14 protein-coding genes and 1 pseudogene are annotated in these 18,816 nt (G+C 63.3%); 8 read left to right on the top strand and 7 right to left on the bottom strand.

Annotated features, from left to right (window positions below):
* The first annotated feature begins 25 nt into the window (after positions 1–25).
* The 3 genes from lipB to AB0Y14_RS00510 all read left to right on the top strand — a co-directional run bounded on the left by lipB (position 26) and on the right by AB0Y14_RS00510 (position 2,678).
* Entirely contained in the window at positions 26–706 is a 681-nt protein-coding gene (gene lipB / locus AB0Y14_RS00520) for a lipoyl(octanoyl) transferase LipB (protein ID WP_436587352.1), read from the top strand.
* Positions 707–759: 53 nt separating this feature from the next.
* The gene (lipA, locus tag AB0Y14_RS00515) at positions 760–1,767 is read left to right on the top strand and encodes a lipoyl synthase (protein ID WP_436587351.1); all 1,008 of its coding nucleotides are present in this window, start codon (positions 760–762) and stop codon (positions 1,765–1,767) included.
* Positions 1,768–1,931: 164 nt separating this feature from the next.
* Positions 1,932–2,678 (top strand): DUF4191 domain-containing protein, encoded by a 747-nt coding sequence (locus tag AB0Y14_RS00510; RefSeq protein WP_436588785.1) that lies wholly within the window; start codon positions 1,932–1,934, stop codon positions 2,676–2,678.
* A gap of 83 nt (positions 2,679–2,761) precedes the next feature.
* Here the strand turns inward: AB0Y14_RS00510 and AB0Y14_RS00505 are convergent, their stop codons facing one another.
* Positions 2,762–3,238, bottom strand: coding sequence for an RDD family protein (locus tag AB0Y14_RS00505; protein WP_436587350.1), 477 nt, complete (start codon positions 3,236–3,238; stop codon positions 2,762–2,764).
* Between the two features lie 229 nt (positions 3,239–3,467).
* Between AB0Y14_RS00505 and glnA (AB0Y14_RS00500) the strand changes: the two genes are divergently transcribed.
* Positions 3,468–4,892 carry a type I glutamate--ammonia ligase gene (gene glnA / locus AB0Y14_RS00500; protein WP_436587349.1) on the top strand — a complete coding sequence of 475 codons (1,425 nt, stop codon included), beginning with the start codon at positions 3,468–3,470 and terminating at the stop codon, positions 4,890–4,892.
* Positions 4,893–5,076: 184 nt separating this feature from the next.
* Entirely contained in the window at positions 5,077–5,394 is a 318-nt protein-coding gene (locus AB0Y14_RS00495) for a hypothetical protein (RefSeq protein WP_436587348.1), read from the top strand.
* A gap of 57 nt (positions 5,395–5,451) precedes the next feature.
* Here AB0Y14_RS00495 and AB0Y14_RS00490 read toward each other — a convergent pair whose 3' ends face one another.
* Together AB0Y14_RS00490 and glnA (AB0Y14_RS00485) are read right to left on the bottom strand one after the other, a co-directional pair.
* Positions 5,452–8,538 carry a bifunctional [glutamine synthetase] adenylyltransferase/[glutamine synthetase]-adenylyl-L-tyrosine phosphorylase gene (locus AB0Y14_RS00490; RefSeq protein ID WP_436587347.1) on the bottom strand — a complete coding sequence of 1,029 codons (3,087 nt, stop codon included), beginning with the start codon at positions 8,536–8,538 and terminating at the stop codon, positions 5,452–5,454.
* A gap of 4 nt (positions 8,539–8,542) precedes the next feature.
* A complete protein-coding gene (gene glnA / locus AB0Y14_RS00485) occupies positions 8,543–9,883 on the bottom strand; it encodes a type I glutamate--ammonia ligase (RefSeq protein ID WP_436587346.1) in 1,341 nt (446 codons plus the stop codon).
* A gap of 89 nt (positions 9,884–9,972) precedes the next feature.
* Here glnA (AB0Y14_RS00485) and panB point away from each other — a divergent pair, with 89 nt between their 5' ends.
* Positions 9,973–10,836: a 3-methyl-2-oxobutanoate hydroxymethyltransferase gene (panB, locus tag AB0Y14_RS00480; protein ID WP_436587345.1), complete on the top strand. Its 864-nt coding sequence runs from the start codon at positions 9,973–9,975 to the stop codon at positions 10,834–10,836.
* Between the two features lie 19 nt (positions 10,837–10,855).
* On the opposite strand, the gene AB0Y14_RS00475 is transcribed toward panB, so the two are convergent.
* Positions 10,856–11,068: an SPOR domain-containing protein gene (locus AB0Y14_RS00475; RefSeq protein ID WP_436587344.1), complete on the bottom strand. Its 213-nt coding sequence runs from the start codon at positions 11,066–11,068 to the stop codon at positions 10,856–10,858.
* 43 nt (positions 11,069–11,111) lie between these two features.
* On the opposite strand from AB0Y14_RS00475, the gene map reads away from it, so the two are divergent.
* Together map and ppgK are read left to right on the top strand one after the other, a co-directional pair.
* A complete protein-coding gene (map, locus tag AB0Y14_RS00470) occupies positions 11,112–12,026 on the top strand; it encodes a type I methionyl aminopeptidase (RefSeq protein WP_436587343.1) in 915 nt (304 codons plus the stop codon).
* A gap of 37 nt (positions 12,027–12,063) precedes the next feature.
* On the top strand, positions 12,064–12,948 hold the full coding sequence (gene ppgK / locus AB0Y14_RS00465) for a polyphosphate--glucose phosphotransferase (RefSeq protein ID WP_436587342.1): 885 nt from the start codon (positions 12,064–12,066) through the stop codon (positions 12,946–12,948).
* Between the two features lie 454 nt (positions 12,949–13,402).
* On the opposite strand, the pseudogene nrdR reads toward ppgK, so the two are convergent.
* From nrdR to dnaE, 3 genes and pseudogenes are all read right to left on the bottom strand, one after another.
* Positions 13,403–13,867 (bottom strand): annotated as a pseudogene (nrdR, locus tag AB0Y14_RS00460) (transcriptional regulator NrdR); the annotation flags it as partial.
* A gap of 1 nt (position 13,868) precedes the next feature.
* Positions 13,869–15,200 carry a histidinol dehydrogenase gene (gene hisD / locus AB0Y14_RS00455; RefSeq protein ID WP_436588784.1) on the bottom strand — a complete coding sequence of 444 codons (1,332 nt, stop codon included), beginning with the start codon at positions 15,198–15,200 and terminating at the stop codon, positions 13,869–13,871.
* A gap of 84 nt (positions 15,201–15,284) precedes the next feature.
* Entirely contained in the window at positions 15,285–18,800 is a 3,516-nt protein-coding gene (gene dnaE, locus AB0Y14_RS00450) for a DNA polymerase III subunit alpha (RefSeq protein ID WP_436588783.1), read from the bottom strand.
* Positions 18,801–18,816 lie beyond the last annotated feature (16 nt).

Here is an 18,816-nt window from a genome sequence, read left to right as displayed (position 1 = left end):
CGAACCCCAGTTGTAGGCTGGTCACATGTCATTGGTCATGAATCGGGTCGGTCTCGCACCCGAGTACGTGGACTATCGTGAGGCCCTCGCACTCCAGGAGGAGATCCACCACCGCGTCAGCAATGAGGAACAGGACAATACCGTCCTGCTCCTCGAGCACCAGCCGGTCTACACGGCGGGGAAACGCACGGAGAAGCACGAATATCCGAACGACGGCACAGATGTGGTCCCCATCGACCGGGGCGGGAAACTCACCTGGCACGGGCCTGGGATGCTGGTGGGCTACCCTATCCTCAAGCTTCCCGAGCCGATCGACGTCGTTCGTTACGTCCGGATCCTGGAAGAAATTCTCATGAAAGTCGTTCGTGATCTCGGCATCGACGGACAACGCGTCGAGGGACGTTCCGGCGTCTGGGTCCTTGGAGAAGGCATCGAGCCAGACAAGAAGATCGCGGCGATCGGGATCCGGGTGTCGCGCAACACGACCATGCACGGGTTCGCGCTGAACTGCAACAACGACCTCGGGTCGTTCTCCAATTTCATCCCGTGCGGGATCACCGACGCTTCGGTCACCACCATCAGCGAGCAGCTCCAGCGGAACATATCGCCGAGCGACGTTGTTGACCGAGTTGAACAGGAATTATTGGCCAATGCAGACCGCTTGGCAGCGCAATTCGTTCAGCGTGGCGAAGAGGCTACGGCCTGATCAATGATTCGCCAGCCGCTTTGCGGCGAGCCGTGGACATCGAAGGAGAGACCATGACCATCGCCCCAGAAGGACGCAAGCTCCTCCGCGTGGAAGCGCGGAATGCCGAGGTTCCCATCGAGAAGAAGCCTTCGTGGCTCAAGAACACCGCCAAGATGGGGCCCGAGTACCAAGAGCTCAAAAAGATGGCCCGGAGCCAAGGGCTGCACACCGTGTGCGAAGAAGCCGGCTGTCCCAATATTTATGAGTGCTGGGAGGACCGGGAAGCCACGTTCCTGATTGCCGGAGACACCTGCACGCGCCGGTGCGACTTCTGCGACATCGCGACGGGGCGTCCCGCTCCCCTGGATCCCCTGGAACCCGTCAAGGTCGCCCGCTCCATTCAGCAGATGGACCTGCGGTACGCGACCGTCACGGGCGTCGCCCGCGACGATCTTCCGGACGGCTCGGCCATGCACTATGCGAAGACCATCGAAGCGATCCACGAGCAGAACCCCAATACCGGTGTCGAGATTCTGATTCCGGATTTCCAGGGCAAGCCGGATCGCCTGGACATGATCGTGGATGCCGGACCGGAGGTCTACGCGCACAACGTCGAAACCGTTCCGCGCATCTTCAAAAAGATCCGCCCGGCATTTACGTATGAGCGGTCGTTGGACACCATCTCTCACGGCAAGGATCGCGGGATGATCACCAAGTCGAACCTGATTCTGGGCATGGGCGAGACCAACGAGGAGGTCTACGAGGCCCTCTGCGACCTGCACGATGCCGGGACCGACATCATCACGCTGACCCAATACCTGCGCCCCTCCCCGCTCTTCCACCCGATCGACCGGTGGGTCAAGCCCGAGGAATTCGTGGCGCTGTCCGAAGCCGCAGAGGAGATCGGTTTCCTCGGGGTCATGGCGGGCCCGATGGTTCGTTCGTCCTACCGGGCCGGTCGCCTCTGGGCCCGTGCCATGGACAAGATGGGACGGCCGATCCCCGAGCACCTGGAGCACATTCAGGACACCGGCTCGGCTCGCCAGGAAGCTTCCTCCCTGGTGGCGGCCGGACTCTGACCTTCGGTCGTCCCACATCATGAAGACGACGACGCGGCCCCGGGCTCTTCCGCCCGGGGCCGCGTCGTCGTTGGATCGAGTTCGCGAGTCTCGGACACTCCCGTAGAATGGTCGCGAATGCCGGGCACACCGGCGCCGCCCGTACCCGACTGCATTGAGGAAAAATCGTGTCGTCCCAGTCTGCCAAGAACGGCAAGCTTACGCGTGAGGAAAAGCGCGAGGAGAAGCGAAAGAAGAAGGGGTCCAAGCCGGGCTATTTCGCTCAGATGAAGCAGGTCTTCACCATGACGCGGAAGTCGGATCCGAATATCACCTGGATCCTTCTTCTCGCCGGTCTGGTGACCCTCCTGGTGTTTTTGCTCGTGGGCGTCTTGTTCCACAACTGGATCACCTGGCTGATCATCGGCGTCCCCGTCGCCGTCCTGGTCTGCGTGATGATCCTTTCCCGGAGAGCCGAGAAGGCCGCCTTCGGCCAGATCGAAGGCCAAACGGGCGCGGCCGGCGCTGCACTGTCCACGTTGCGCCGTGGCTGGATCGTCGAGGAGCAACCGGTGGCGGTCAACCCACGAACCCAGGACCTTATTTTCCGGGCGTTGGGCCGACCGGGCGTCGTCCTCGTCACGGAGGGGCCTGCGGGACGGGTGAATTCCTTAATTACGCAGGAAAAGAAGAAGTTGAACCGGGTCGCCCCCAACGTCCCGATTCACGTGATCAAGGCGGGCAATGGCGAAGACCAGACGCCGCTGAAGAAGATCACCAAGGTCATGAAGAAGTACCCCAAGAACCTTACTCAGCAGGAGGTCCACGCGGTGAGCAACCGTTTGGCTTCGCTGAACAAGGGCATGCCGATGCCGAAGGGCGTTGATCCCATGAAGGCGCGTCCGGACCGCAAGGGACTCCGCGGACGATAAGACGGCTTTCCTCACCGTGGCAGGGCCCCGACCGATGACGGTCGGGGCCCTTTTTCGTCGACGCGCGAGGAACCATGGGTCAGTCAGCGGATGCGTACGAGGAGCGTGCCGATGGACCGGTCCTGCAGCCCACGACCGTCCTCGTCCACCACCAAAATCGGGATGATCACCGTGACCAGGAGGCCACGGATGAAGCCCTTGCCGAATCCTGCCGGCTTGCCGTCAACGGTCTGAACCTGCATCCCGCAGACAAAATGACCGAGCGTGTGGCCCATGAAACCGACCAATAGTCCCTGGTACACCCAGAAGATCCCGGACGTGGCCAAGGAGTGGATCAGAGAGTCTCCCGACCCGATGAGGATCGACGAGAGTCCCAGACAAATCAGCCAATCGATGACCAGTGCAAGAAATCTCCACGGCACGGTGGCCAAGGAACCCCGGCCGCGCTCCGGCCTCCCGAAACGCTGGCCCGGGTACTCCGAGCGTTCTCCGGAGGCCTGGTTCGATGATTGCTGGCCCTGCGGACCGCTGGGTTCGGAAGGGGGTCGGGAAGATGCCATAGACCCAGGATATCCAAGGTGGTTCAGCCACACGGGTTATGGTTGAGACAGCGTTCACGCCGTTGCGGTGGACCGTACGACGTCGTCCGAATTTACACGTCCGAAACAATTCGGATACAGCCGAGCAATGTCGCATACCTACCGTGAGCAACAGAAAGCGCGAGGGCGTCACAGTCATTGAGGCGTCCGGCGTGATCGCATTGAGCAAATCTAGAGGAGTACTCCGACCATGTTCGAAAATGCCCAGGAAGTGCTGGACTACATCGAGAACGAGGACGTCGTCTTCATCGACATCCGGTTCACCGATCTTCCCGGTGTCCAGCAGCACTTCAATCTTCCGGCCAAGTCCATCGACGATGATTTCTTCGTCAACGGGCAGCTCTTCGACGGGTCGTCGATCCGGGGCTTCCAGGGAATCGCAGAGTCCGATATGCAGCTCATACCGGACCCCAAATCGGCCTTCGTGGATCCTTTCCGCCTCGAGAAGACCATTGTTCTCACGTGTTCGATCGTGAATCCCCGAACCGGGGACCCGTACCACCGCGATCCCCGCGGCGTGGCAGAACGAGCCGAGGCCTACCTGAACTCCACGGGCATCGCGGACATCGCCAATTTCGCGTCCGAGGCCGAGTTCTTCATCTTTGAGGACGTCCGCTACCAGGTCTCCCCCGAGCACACGTTCTACCGTGTCGACTCCGATGAGGCCCCGTGGAACTCCGGCCGCAAGGAAGAAGGCGGCAACCAGGGCAACAAGACTCCCGTCAAGGGTGGTTACTTCCCGGTCGCGCCACAGGACAAGCAGGCGGATCTGCGAGACGCCATCTCGGTCACCCTGGACGAGGTTGGTCTCGAGGTCGAGCGCGCCCACCACGAGGTCGGGGCCGCCGGTCAGGCTGAAATCAATTACAAGTACAACACCATGACCCTGGCCGCCGATGACTTGCTGAAGTTCAAGTACATCGTCAAGAACGTCGCGGATGCCTACGGGAAATCGGCGACGTTCATGCCGAAACCCGTATTCGGTGACAACGGCTCGGGCATGCACTGCCACCAGTCGCTCTGGAAGGGCAGCGAGCCCTTGTTCTTCGACGAGCGTGGCTACGCCAATCTCTCCGACCTCGCTCGCTGGTACATCGGTGGGCTGCTGGAGCACTCCTCCTCGGTTCTTGCCTTCACCAACCCGACCGTGAACTCTTACAAGCGCCTGGTCAAAGGGTATGAAGCCCCGGTCAACATGGTGTACTCCCAGGGCAATCGCTCGGCGGGTATCCGTATTCCGATCACTGGGTCCAACCCGAAGGCAAAGCGCCTCGAGTTCCGCGCCCCGGACCCGTCCTGCAACCCGTATCTCGCCTTCTCTGCACAGCTCATGGCCGGCCTGGACGGCATCCGCAACCGCATCGAGCCGCCGGAGCCGATCGACAAGGACTTGTACGAGCTCCCGCCGGAGGAGGCCAAGGACATCAAGACGGCGCCCGCTAGCCTCGAAGAGGCCCTGCGAGCACTCGAGGAGGACCACGAATTCCTTCTGGCCGGGGATGTCTTCACCGAGGACCTGATCCAGACGTGGATCGAGTACAAGCGTGACAACGAGCTCGAGCCCCTCTCGCTGGTTCCGCACCCGTTGGAGTTCCAGCTGTACTACGGGGTGTAACCCCTAAATGGGCTGATTCGCCCGCACACATCAGGGGCAGAGCTTTGCGCTCTGCCCCTGATTTCTGCCCTTTGACCTAGAGGGCGAGTCCGGTCAGACCGATCAGGGTGGTTCCAGCTCTGAGTCCGAAAGGTAGAGCATGGTTTACTGCCTTCCCTCCGCGCCGCACCATATCGTGGGCATCATGACGACATACCACGAAGGCTTGGACCACAACCCTCACGACATCGACGACGCAGGGCACCGCCCCGTCGCCGTCCACGGAGGCACCGGCCTCGGCACGGCAAGTCTGGTGCTCGGCATCTGCTCGATCGCGGCCGGATGGCTGGTGGTGGCACCGTTGATCGGTCTGGTTCTGGGCATGAAATCTCGGCATCGGGAGCCCCTGGCGCGGGGCAGGTCACTCTGGGGCATCATTCTCAACGGAGCATGCCTGACAGTGTGGATCGTGCTGGGCCTCATCATGCTTGCGGCCATCATCTTTGGAGCTATCAACAAATAGGCAGGCTACCGCCGGGAGGAACGTCGCCGGAGCCACGTGATTTCTGGGCCCCGATCGTTACTCCATGTGGCCGTAGAACAGCTTCTCGAAGACGGACCGGGCCCGCCGAGTGAGTCTGAGGTAGTCCTCCTCAAGATTCGCCGCATTGCCGGACGCGTATCCACTCCAGCGGGCCGTAGCCTCCAAATCCTTGCGGGAAGACGGAAGCGAATCCGAGGCGCGGCCGTGCCGCAGCACGTTGGCCCCGCGAATACGAGTCGCAAGTCTCCATGCGGCTTCCAGAATGGCGGCGTCCTCGGCGTCGACGACGCCGATGTCCACCGCGGCCTGGAGCCCACGGAGCGTGCTGGTCGTCTTGAGGTCGGGATGCTCGTGGGCGTGTTCCAGTTGAATCAGCTGGACCAGCCACTCGACGTCGCTGAGGCCACCGCGCCCGAGCTTGACCTGCCGGTCGGGATCGGCTCCCCGAGGCATACGCTCCGCCTCGACACGAGCTTTCATGCGCCTGATCTGTCGGAGCTGGTCCTCGGAAAAGTTCGCTGGATACCTGTACGGATCGATCAACCTGATGAACTTGTCGGCCACCTCGGCCGACCCCGCCAGCGGCCGCGCACGCAACAGCGCCTGGTATTCCCAGGTATCGGCCCACCGTGCGTAGTACTCGGCGTAGGAATCCAGGGTTCGGACCATGGGACCGGATTTTCCTTCCGGTCGAAGGTCGGCGTCGATCTCCAGCGCCTTCTCCGCCCGAATGGCAGGTTTCATGGGGATCTTCAACAGTTGCGACGTGCGGCTGATCAGCGCGTTCGCCTGGGCCACCGCCTGGCCCTCATCGGCGCCTTCTCGCGGCTCGTGCACGTACATGACGTCCGCGTCCGAGCCGTAGCCGATCTCGGCGCCTCCCTGGCGCCCCATGCCGATCACGGCGACATCGGTCAGCACCTCCTCGCCCTTCTCCTGGTAGAGCTCCCGCTCGGCGGTGTGCAAGGCCCCCAGGATCGTTGCCTGGTCGGCGTCGGAGAGTCCTTTCATGACGTCGTCCAGCTCGGTCACTCCGGCGGTCTCCCCCAGAGCTGTCCGCAGGATCTCCCGACGGCGGATGAGCCGGATCATCCGGATCGCGGACATAGCATCGGAGTGCCTGGATATCTTGGATCTGATTTCGGCCCAGAGCGCCTCGAAGGTCTCCGGTCGGAGCCTCTCGTCCCGGTCCAACCAGGAAATCGATTCCGGCTCGTCCTCCAGGAGGTCCATGACGAACCTGGACGACGAAAGGACGGCGCAGAGGCGTTCGGCCGCCGCCGGCGAATCCCGCAGCATTCGCAGGTACCACTGGGTCTGGCCGAGCGACTCTGAGACACGACGAAACCCCAACAGACCGGCATCGGGATCGACTCCCCGTGCAAACCAGCCGAGGAGCACCGGCAGAATCGTTCTCTGGATCTCGGCACGGCGCGAGAGCCCCTTGGTCATGGCCTCGATGTGGCGCATCGCTCCCTTGGGGTCCAAGTAGCCCAACGCCGCCAGGCGATCCTGGGCCGCCTCGGGCGTCAGCGCGACCTCGTCCGCCGACAACTTGGACACGGCGGCCAGGAGCGGGCGGAAGAACAGCCGCTCGTGGAGTCCCCGCACGGTCCGTTGAGAACGCCGTCGCTGCTTGAGGAGGTCCTCGGGCGTGACCCTCGTCCTGTCGCTCAGCCCTCGCATGCCGCGAGCAACGGCTGCCTGCTCGATCTCCTTGACCGGCATCAAATGTGTACGCCGCAGACGCAACAGTTGCACCCGGTGCTCGAGCGTGCGCTGCCAGCGGTATTCGTGGTCGAGGCTGCTCGATGCGTCTCTGCCCACGTAGGACCGGTCTCTCAGTGCGGCGAGCGCTTGCGTCGTCGACCGTTCACGCACGCATTCGTCGGTTCGGCCGTGGACCAGTTGCAGAAGCTGGACCGTGAATTCGACGTCGCGGAGGCCGCCCGGGCCCAGTTTGATCTGGCGATCGCGTTCGTCGTCGGGGATATTGTCCGTCACCCGGTGACGCATGGATTGTACCGAGTCCACGAAGTGGGGTCGGCCGGAGGCGTCCCAGACAAACGGCCAGATCGCCTGGATGTACTCTTCTCCCAGAGGCCGGGACCCGGCCACGGGCCGGGCCTTGAGAAGTGCCTGGAATTCCCAGTTCTCGGCCCATCGCTCGTAATAGACGCGGTGGGACTCGACCGTCCTGACCAGCGGGCCGTCCTTGCCTTCGGGGCGCAGGTTCGGGTCGACTTCCCACAGCCCAGGCTCCGGTCCTACGCCGTGGACCACTTTGGTCATGGCCTTGACCAGTTCGGTGCCGATCCTGCCCATGACTCGTTCGTCCGGCTCGTCGAGGTCACCACGGACCTCGGCCGGTGCGGGACCGACGGCGTAGACGACGTCGACGTCGGAAATGTAATTGAGTTCTCGGGCGCCGCATTTGCCCATGGCGATGACCGACAGGTCCACCGAGGCGGTGTCCGGTTCCTCCTCGCAGACCTCGGCCCGGGCCACGGCGAGAGCGGCGTCGAGCGCGGCACCCGCCAGGTCGGCGAGGGCCGCACCGACCTTGGGCAGATCCTCGACCGGATTGTCCGACATGAGGTCGGCCAAAGCTATCCGCGTCAGATGCTCACGATACGAGGTCCGTACGGCCAGTTTGGCGTCGTCGCCGGTCATGGTGGCGACGGGCTGCGGGGATGCGGCATCCGCACCGACCGCCCCGAGTAGTTTGTCGCGGTACTCGTCAGCAAGGCCGGTGTCCGAGGGATCAGGCAGCGGGCGCGGTTCTCCGTCGAAAAGACGCAGATGCTGCGGGTGTCGCATGAGGAACTCACCGAGCGCTTCGGAGGCCCCCAGGACCCTGAACAGGCCCGAAGCCTCACGGCCGCGTTCGACGTATTTCCGTAGCTCGGGAGAATCCGTGAGCATGCGGACAATGGCTTTGAGCGCCAGGTCCGGGGACGGGCTCAGGGTGAGCCCGTCGAAGAGTGCCGCCTTGTCGATACCCTCCAGCTCGGGCGAATCCAACCACCGGTTGGCGCCGCCGAGATCGCTGAACCCGACGGCGGCCAGGCGTCTCTTGGCCTCGTGCCCGGCGCGGTCCTTGCTGCTTTCCTGGGCCACCATGTCGTTACAGGAGACCCAGGTTGTACTTCAGCTCGTACGGGGTCACTTCCATGCGGTAGGCCGTCCAGTCGTCCTGCTTATTGCGCAGGAACTGGTTGAACACCTGCTCCCCCAGCGTCTCGGCCATGAATTCCGAGTCCTCGGTCTGGCGGATGGCGTCGTGCAGGGAGGAGGGCAACGGATCGTGCCCCAGGCTACGCCGCTCCGTCGCCGACATCGACGCGACGTCCTCTGCTTCGGCCTCCGGCAGTTCGTACTCGTTCTCAATACCCTTGAGGCCCGCGGCGAGCAGCACGGCGTAGGCCAGGTAGGGGTTGGCCGCCGAATCGATGCCCCGGTACTCGATGCGGGCCGACTGCATCTTATTGGGCTTGTAGAGCGGCACCCGGACGAGCGCGGAGCGGTTGTTGTGGCCCCAGGAAAGGTAGCTCGGCGCCTCGCCACCGCCCCAGAGACGCTTGTACGAGTTCACGAACTGGTTCGTGACCGACGTGAATTCCGGTGCATGCTTCAGCACTCCGGCGATGAAGTGGCGTGCTGTGCGGGAAAGCTGGTACTCGGCTCCCGCCTCGAAGAATGCGTTGGTGTCCCCTTCGAAGAGCGAGAAGTGCGTGTGCATTCCGGACCCGGGGAATTCGGTGAACGGCTTGGGCATGAAGGTCGCATAGATGCCCTGCGAAAATGCGACTTCCTTGATCACCGAACGGAACGTCATAATGTTGTCGGCCGTCTGGAGGGCGTCCGCATGGCGGAGATCGATCTCGTTCTGCCCCGGTCCGCCCTCGTGATGACTGAACTCCACGGAGATCCCGACGGCCTCGAGCATCGTGACGGCTCGGCGTCGGAAATCTTGGACGACGCCGCCGTACACGTGGTCGAAGTACCCTTCACGATCGACGGGGACGGGGCTGCCCTCGGCGTTCAGCTCGGCCGACTTCAACAGGTAGAACTCGACCTCGGGAGCCGTGTAGCAGGTGAACCCCATGTCGCCGGCCTTGGACAGGATGCGTTTGAGCACTCCACGGGAGTCCGCCGAGGAAGGCTCCCCGTCCGGCGTGAGGATGTCGCAGAACATCCGCGAGGTCGGCTCGGTCTCTCCCCTCCACGGGAGCAACTGGAACGTGGATGGGTCAGGTTGGAGGAGCATGTCGGATTCGTGGACGCGGGAGAGCCCCTCGATGGACGAGCCGTCGAAGCCCAGCCCCTCCTCGAAAACCGTCTCGACCTCGGCGGGCGCCAAGGCGACGGATTTGAGCGTGCCGACGACGTCGGTGAACCACATGCGGACGAATCGAACGTCTCTTTCCTCGATCGTCCGAAGAACGAATTCCTGCTGACGGTCCATGACACTCCTCCGTGGTCGATGTGCCGGGTTGGCGGTCCGCTCCCAACTCTATCCGAGACGCGACCTCGACCCCGCGTAGACTGGGCACCATGGCTTCGTACCTCCAGGACCCCCAGCAGAACACACCCGACGACGACGATTGGCTCGGCTCCGTACGCAGGATCCGAACCACGCACCTGCAACGATGCAAGGACCGAGACCAACGTTTCTCCATGCTGACGTGCTACGACGCCCTGACGGCCGGGATCTTCGACGGGGCCGGGATCGAGGTTCTCCTGATCGGCGATTCCGCGGGCAATACCGTCTACGGGTACGAGTCCACGGTCCCTGTGACGCTGGATGAACTGATTCCCCTGACCCGAGCCGTCTCAGGAGCCGCTCAGCGGGCCATGGTCCTCGTTGATCTGCCGTTCGGCAGCTATGAGGAGTCCCCCGCCCAGGCGGTCGCCAGCTCGGTCCGCCTCATGAAGGAAGGCGGGGCGCACGGCGTCAAGATGGAAGGCGGCGCCTACTACGCCGACCACGTCCGCGCCATGGTGCAGGCCGGCATCCCCGTGATGGCGCACATCGGGTTCACCCCACAATCCACGAATTCACTGGGCGGTTTCCGCGTCCAGGGCCGCGATGACGCCGCCGCCGTCCTGCTCGAGGACGCCCGTGCCCTGACGCAAGCGGGCGCCTTTGCCGTGCTCATCGAAATGACAGCCAGCCCGGCCGTGGAAGCAGTTACGTCCGCAATGACCGTGCCGACGGTCGGTATCGGTGCGGGCGCCTCGACCACGGGTCAGGTTCTCGTGTGGCAGGACATGGTGGGACTCACCCCAGGTAAGGCGCCGCGTTTCGTCAAGAAGTATGCCGACCTGCGCTCAGTCATCGCCGAGGCAGCGGGGTCATACAGAAAAGACGTGCTCGAGGGCAGTTTCCCCGCCCCGGAGCACGTCTTCGACGAGTGAGTAGTTGCTCACGCTCTGATCAGGATTCGCCTCTCCAACGAGCGTCGTCCTCGTCCCACTTCTCGTTGCGCTCCTGCACGGTCTCCAAGGCGTTCTCCGCGTCCTTGCGGGTCGCGTAGGGGCCCAGCAACTTGCGGTAGTCCGACTGCGCGCCTTCCTCGACCTGATGCGTGTAGGTGTTGAACCAGAACTGCCGTTCTTCCTCACCCTCAGCGCTGTCGATGATGCCCATCCCATGACCTCCTCGCCGACGAAATTGTCCTAGAGTTGACTATATGTCCCGTACCAATACTTCCACGACATCCCACAATGTGCCCACGGGCAAGGGCGGCGCTCCTCTCGGCAATCTGACGCCCGGCGTCGTCGGTCCGACCCGGAAGGTCCCCCGGACCATCGAACGGCCCGAGTACGTCGGCAAGGCGACCGCTCAGGAAGGCGAGGGCTCGAATTTCTACACCCCGGAAGAAGTCGAGCTGATCCGTGAGTCGGGCCGGATTGCCGCCGGATCGATCGTCGCTGCGGAAGAGTACTGCGTTCCCGGCCGGACCACGGAAGAGATCGACCGGGTCGTTCACGAGTACATGTGCGACCACGGGGCCTATCCTTCGACCCTCGGCTACAGAAATTTCTGGAAGTCGGTCTGCACGTCCCTCAACGAGGTGATCTGCCACGGGATTCCCGATTCCACGGTCCTTGAGGACGGGGACATCATCAATCTTGACGTCACGGCGTACAAGAACGGCATGCACGGTGACACCAACCGAACGCTGTTGGTCGGCGATGTCGACGAAGAATCCCGTTTGCTGGTCGAGCGGACCGAGGAATCCTTGAACAGGGCCATGAAGGCCGTGAAGCCGGGCCGCGAGATCAACGTAATCGGGCGCGTGATCGAAAAATACGCCTCCCGTTTCGGGTATGGAGTGGTCCGTGACTTCACCGGGCACGGCGTCGGTCGCGAATTCCATTCGGGCCTGATCATCCCCCACTACGACGCCGCTCCGGCCTACAACACCGTGATCGAGGAGGGCATGGTCTTCACCATCGAGCCCATGCTGAACCTGGGAACCGTCGATTGGGAAATGTGGGACGACGACTGGACCGTCGTGACCAAGGACCGCAAACGGAGCGCCCAGTTCGAGCACACCATGCTCGTGACCGCGGACGGCGTCGACATCCTGACCCTCCCGTAGCCCGCCCGAGATATACAGAACACCCTCTAGGAGCCTCATGCCTCATTCTTCGCCGGACCGCCCCGAGGTCGCAGTACAGCAGGATCTCAGCGCCGGTCACGAGTTGCCCCAGCCCAAACCGCACGAATTGGCCATCGGCGTCGACATCGGCGGGACCGGAATCAAGGGTGGCGTGGTGGATCTGCGCAACGGTTCTTTGGTCGGCGAACGGTACCGGATCGACACCCCGAGTCCCGCGACTCCGGACAATGTGCTTCCCGTGGTGCGCGACATCGTGGAGGAGCTCCAGTCCCGCGAGACCGTCCCTGTGGCCGAAAGCGCCATCGGTGTGGACTTCCCGGCGATCGTCAAGAACGGTGTCACCTGGTCCGCGGCAAACGTGGACGAGTCCTGGATCGGTGCCGAGCTGCGGAACCTCGCCGAGGACCATCTGGGAAGGACCGTCTACGCCGTCAACGACGCCGACGCCGCCGGGCTCGCGGAGGGAATCTACGGACAAGGGCGAGACAACGACGGCCTGATCATGGTCATCACGCTGGGCACGGGCATTGGCTCCGCGATCGTCCACAACGGCGTCCTGGTTCCGAATTCCGAACTGGGCCACCTGGAGATCGACGGCTACGACGCCGAGTCCCGCGCTTCCGTGAGGGCCCGCGAACGCGACGACCTGTCCTGGAAAGAATACGGCGCACGGTTGCACACCTACTTCTCCCGAGTCGAGGCGCTCTTCTCCCCTGATCTCTTCGTGATCGGTGGCGGCGTGTCGAAGAAACCGGAAAAGTTCATGCCGTATCTCGAGGACATCCGGACGCCCATGGTTCCCGCCGCGTTGCGAAACAACGCAGGAATCGTCGGTGCGGCGCTGTGGGCCGCCGGCCAGCCGGGAGAACGCGAGCATCACGACCAGGACCTGCGCAGCTGATCCCACTCCGCTGGGGTCGCGCGGCGGTTTCGCCGTCGTGCATGGTGTCCTGTGGGTCGGATGCCCCGTTTCCCAACGGGCGGGCATGACGACCGACAATTCCGCCACACGGCACGAGAACGGGCCAGGTCAGAGACCTGGCCCGTTTCCCGTTAAAGTGAAGCGCCGGTACCTGACGGCTTCCCCTCCGCAAGTACCGGCGACTGATTCCTATCTAACCACACTCTTTCGTCGAGGTCTAGAGCAGAGTCGGCTGATCCGGGTCTTCCGGTTCCTGGGCGGGTTTGGCGGGCGATGTCCGGGTACGCTTCTGCGACGCCGTCTTGGATTTCTTCTGCGTCCCCTCGGCCTTGTTCCCGGTCCCGGCGCTTGCAGATACCTCGGTCTCGCCCGATCCGGCATCCGCCGCGGCGGCCTCGGACGCGGAATTCGTCGGACCGTCGCCGGACTGGGTCGTCGACGCGGCGGGCCTCTCGGATCCCTCGCGCAAGTTCTCGATGGCCCTCTCGAAGTCCGTCAGACCGTCGAAGGCCTGGTAAACGCTCGCGAATCGAAGATAGGCAACCTCGTCGAGGCGCTGGAGAGGATCCAGAATCGCCAGGCCGACGTCGTTCGCGTCGATCTCGGCCAGCCCTTGGGCGCGAATGGATTCCTCCACTTCCTGGGCAAGCAGAGCCAGATCGTCCTCGCTGACCGGACGCCCCTGGCAGGCCTTGCGCACCCCCGAAATGATCTTGGCGCGTTTGAATGGTTCCGTGGCCCCCGAACGTTTGATCACGTTCACGGAGGTCGTCTCCAGGGTCGAGAATCGACGTCCGCACGAGGAGCACTGCCGGCGACGCCTGATCGACGAACCGTCGTCGGCGACCCGCGAGTCGACAACGCGCGAGTCGGGATGGCGACAATACGGACAATGCATATCAGGAGTCCCCTTCGGTGTCGGAATCCTTGGTTCGGGCCGCAACGGCCGCCCCATGGGCCGGGAGATCCTCTGCGTGGGACAGGGCTTCGACGGCCGGACCCACCTGGTCCAGGGCCTCCGCGGAGTAGTCGATGATCTGCACGGCCTTCATGAACGACGTCGTGCACAGCCCACTGCTGTACCTGGCGGAACCGCCCGTGGGCAACACGTGGTTGGAACCCGCGGCATAGTCGCCCAGGGGAACCGGGCTGTAAGGGCCCAAAAAGATCGCGCCCGCGTTCCTGATCCTCGCGGCCACATCACCCGGACTCTCCGTCTGGACCTCGAGATGCTCGGGAGCGTAGGCATTGGCGACGTCGATGCTCTGGTCCAGGGAGTCGGTCAGGATCACCCCAGATTGCGGACCGGTCAGCGCCGTCTCGACCCTTTCGCGGTGCTTGGTTCGGGAGACCCGCTCCGCGAGCGCCTGGGCAACCCGATCCGCCAGGTCTCCGGAATCGGTAATCAGCAAGGACCCTGCGTGAGGGTCGTGTTCGGCCTGCGACAGGAGGTCGGCCGCCACGTAGTCCGGGTTCGCGTGCCGATCCGCGATGACGGCGATCTCCGTGGTGCCCGCTTCGCCGTCCACACCCACCAGAGAACGCAGTTGCCGCTTGGCCATCGCGACGAAGATATTGCCTGGTCCGGTAATCGTGTCGACCGGTTCGAGGGTTTCGGAGTCGTCGAATCCGTAGGCCATTGCGCCGAGGGCCTGCGCGCCTCCGACGGCCCAGACCTCGTCGATGCCCAACAAACCGGCAGCGGCCAACGTGGTCGGGTGCGGCAGCCCGCCGAATTCCATTTGCGGCGGCGTGCTCAGTACCACCGATTCGACGCCGGCCGCCTGGGCCGGAACCGCATTCATGATCACGGAGGAAGGGTACACGGCCAGGCCGCCAGGAACGTACAGTCCCACGCGCCGAACAGGAGTCCACCGATGTGTTAGGCGCGCGCCGGGGGCTACCTCGAGGTGCGCATCATCCGGTCTTTGGACCGCGGCAAAGGCTCGCGTCCGTTCGATGGCGGTCTCGAGTCCCTCGCGCACCGCAGGGTCGAGATCTTCAACGGCCCGATCGATCGCGTCCTGGGGAACCCGGAGTTCACCCTGTTCGACGCCGTCAAACTTGGCCGCGAGCTCTCGCAGGGCAACGGATCCGCGGGACTTGACGTCGGAGAGAATCGAGGCCACAGATTCCTCCGCCGAGGAGACGAACTCGCTCGTCTGGCGGGGCACGATCGACCTCAGCCGAGCTTGGCTCGGCCGCTGTCCTCGAAGGTCGAGAACGCGCATCGACGGAGGCTGGACAGGTCTCGGTTCTGTAGTAGTCACCCGTCCAGCTTATCGTCCGTCGCCGTCACGTACGGCCCGGAGGGTTCACACACCGACTTCGACGGCCGGTGACGACGACTTCTCCAAGCACGAGGACCCGAAGAGGACCTTCAGGTCTCCGTACAGTGCCGGATTCGGGTTCACCCTCAGCCTCGGCGAGAGACGCATCAGAACATCCTTCGTCCTGCACGTCAGGTTGATGCGCACCTCCGCGTCTCCCCGATGATTCAGCAGGATCGTCTCCAGCTCGCGCAGGTTCTGCTCGGTCGCACGGTGCTCCGGGAGCGTGAGGATGATCGGCCCCTTCTGCCCGTCGGCGTCGATGTCGGGGACCTTGAGCTCCATGGCGGTGATGGTGACGCTTCCATCGTCACGGCGTTGCAGACGCCCCTTGATCGTGCAGATCAGGTCCTCGGCGAGCACGCCCGAAATCGGGGTGTAGACCTTCCCGAAGAACATGACTTCCATCGAACCGGTCCGGTCCTCCAGTTCGACCCGCGCGTAGGCATTGCCGCTGGTCTTGGCCACCTTGCGCTGTACCGAGGTGATCATCCCGGCAATGGTGACGATCGAGCCGTCCGGTTTTCCGTCCTCGTCCAGAAGCGACTGCACGGAGGAGTCCGAGAGCTGGCCCAGAGTGTCGTCGAGCCCTCTCAGGGGATGGTCGGAGACATACAGCCCGAGCATTTCCCTCTCGAAATTCAGTTTGTCCCGGCGCTCCCATTCGGGAACATCGGGAATCGCCACGGACAGATCCGTGGTGGGGTCCTCTTCTTCCGCGCCGAATCCACCGAATAGGTCGAATTGGCCGGCGGCCTCTTGGCGCTTGACCGAGACCGTGGAATCAATGGCTTCCTCGTGGATCAGTGACAACGCACGACGCCGGTGCCCCAAGTCGTCGAAGGCACCCGCCTTGATCAACGACTCGATGGTCCGCTTGTTGCAGCACACCGCCGGGACCTTCTTGAGGAAGTCGTGGAAGGAGGCGAACTTTCCTTTCTCCTCCCTGGTCTCCACGAGTGCGGAGACCACGTTGGCGCCGACGTTGCGCACCGCTCCCATACCGAAACGGATGTCCTCCCCCACTGGCGTGAAGTTCAAAGCCGATTCGTTGACGTCCGGAGGCAGCACGGTGATGCCCATGCGCCGGCACTCGTTGAGGTAGAGCGCGAGCTTGTCCTTGTCGTCGCCCACCGAGGTCAGGAGTGCCGCCATGTATTCCTGCGGATAGTGGGCCTTGAGGTACGCCGTCCAGTAGGAGACCAGCCCGTAGGCGGCCGTGTGAGCCTTGTTGAAGGCGTAGTCGGAGAACGGCAGGAGAATGTCCCACAACGCCTTGATGGCCTCTTCGGAGTAGCCGTTGTCCAACATGCCCTGATGGAACGTCACGTACTGGCGATCCAGTTCGGCCTTTTTCTTCTTGCCCATGGCTCGTCGCAGAATATCCGCTTCACCGAGCGAGTAGCCGGCGACCTTCTGCGCGATGGCCATGACCTGCTCCTGGTAAACGATCAGGCCGTAGGTCGTATCCAGGATCTCGGCGAGCGGTTCCTCGAGCTCCGAGTGAATCGGCGAGACTTCCTGGAGCCCGTTCTTGCGCAACGCATAATTCGTGTGCGAATTCGCGCCCATGGGTCCGGGGCGGTACAGGGCCAACACGGCCGAGATGTGCTCGAAGTGGTCCGGTTGCATGAGCTTGAGCAGCTGCCGCATGGGGCCGCCGTCGAGCTGGAAAACGCCGAGGGTGTCGCCGCGTGCCAGGAGACGGTACGACTCGGCGTCGTCGGTATCCAGACTTTCGAGGTCCAGCGAGAAATCTCGGTTGGCCTGAATGTTCTCAATCGCGTCCGAAATGATCGTCAGGTTCCTCAGGCCGAGGAAGTCCATCTTGATCAGGCCGAGTCCCTCGCAGGTCGGATAGTCGAACTGCGTGATGACCTGGCCGTCCTGCTCACGACGCATGATCGGGATGACGTCGATGATGTCGTGGCTGGACATGATGACGCCGGCCGCGTGCACTCCCCACTGACGCTTGAGGCCTTCCAGCCCCTCGGCAGTCTCGAAAACCTTCTTGGAATCCTCGTCCGAAGACAGAAGTTCCCGCAGCTCCTCGGCCTCGCCGTAGCGCGGGGCTTCCTTGTTGTAGACGTCCTGCAGGGAGATGCCCTTCCCCATGACGTCCGGCGGCATCGCTTTGGTCAGCCGCTCCCCCATGGAGAACGGGTAGCCCAGCACGCGGGAGGAGTCCTTGAGCGCCTGCTTGGCCTTGATGGTCCCGTAGGTCACGATCTGTGCGACCTTGTCCTCGCCGTATTTCTCGGTCACGTAATGGATGACCTCTGACCGGCGGCGATCGTCGAAGTCGACGTCGAAGTCGGGCATCGAAACACGATCCGGGTTGAGGAAGCGCTCAAAGATGAGATCGTGTTCGAGCGGGTTCAGCTCGGTGATGCGCATCGCGTACGCGACCATGGAGCCAGCGCCGGATCCGCGGCCCGGACCGACCCGGATCCCGTTGTTCTTGGCCCAGTTGATGAAGTCCGCCACCACCAGGAAGTAGCCCGGGAAGCCCATCTGGGTGATGATCCCGACCTCGTACTCGGCCTGCTTGCGCACCTGGTCCGGGACGCCGTCCGGGAAACGATAGTGCAGCCCGTTCTCGACTTCCTTGACGAACCACGATTCCTCGTTCTCACCGGGAGGGCACGGGAAATTGGGCATGTAGTTCGCGCTCGTGTCGAACTCGACGTTGCAACGCTCGGCAATCTCCAGGGTGTTGTCACACGCCTCGGGGAAATCCCGGAAGAGTTCCCGCATCTCCGCGGCAGACTTGAGGTAGAACTCGTCGGCGTCGAACTTGAACCGCTTGGGATCCTGGATCGTCGCTCCGGACTGGACGCAGAGCAAGGCCGCATGCGCCTTGGCATCCTCGGCGTGCGTGTAGTGCAGGTCATTGGTGGCGACCAACGGCAGCTCGAGGTCCTTGGCCAGACGCAACAAGTCGCTGGTGACCTGCTTCTCGATGCCCAGGCCGTGGTCCATCAGCTCGCAGTAGTAATTGTCCTTGCCGAAGATGTCCCGGAATTCCGCGGCGGCTTCCCGCGCTTCCTTGTACTGACCCAGACGGAGTCGGGTCTGCACCTCTCCCGACGGGCATCCCGTGGTGGCAATCAGACCGTCCGAATAGAGGTTGAGGAGTTCGCGGTCCATGCGGGGCTTGTACAACTGCCCTTCCAGCGACGCCCTCGAGGATGCCCTGAACAGGTTGTGCATCCCGTTGGTGGTCTCCGCGAGCAGGGTCATGTGCGTGTAAGCGCCACCGCCGGAGACGTCGTTGCGGCCACCATCGGCAAATTTCACACGGGTACGGTCCTGCCGAGCGGTCCCGGGAGTCACGTAGGCTTCCACACCGACGATGGGCTTGATGCCGGCGTTACGGGCCTTGTTCCAGAAATCGAATGCCCCGAACAGGAATCCGTGGTCGGTCGTGGCCATGGAGTCCATGCCCAGTTCGTTGGCATGTTCGAACAAGTCGTCGAGGCGCGCCGCGCCGTCGAGCATCGAATACTCGGTGTGG

Origin of the sequence: Rothia sp. HC945 (genome assembly GCF_051370785.1) — a bacterium.
Classification (GTDB): domain Bacteria; phylum Actinomycetota; class Actinomycetes; order Actinomycetales; family Micrococcaceae; genus Rothia.
The sequence above is the reverse complement of the archived record's forward strand: the minus strand, read 5'-3'. Positions and strand labels throughout refer to the sequence as shown.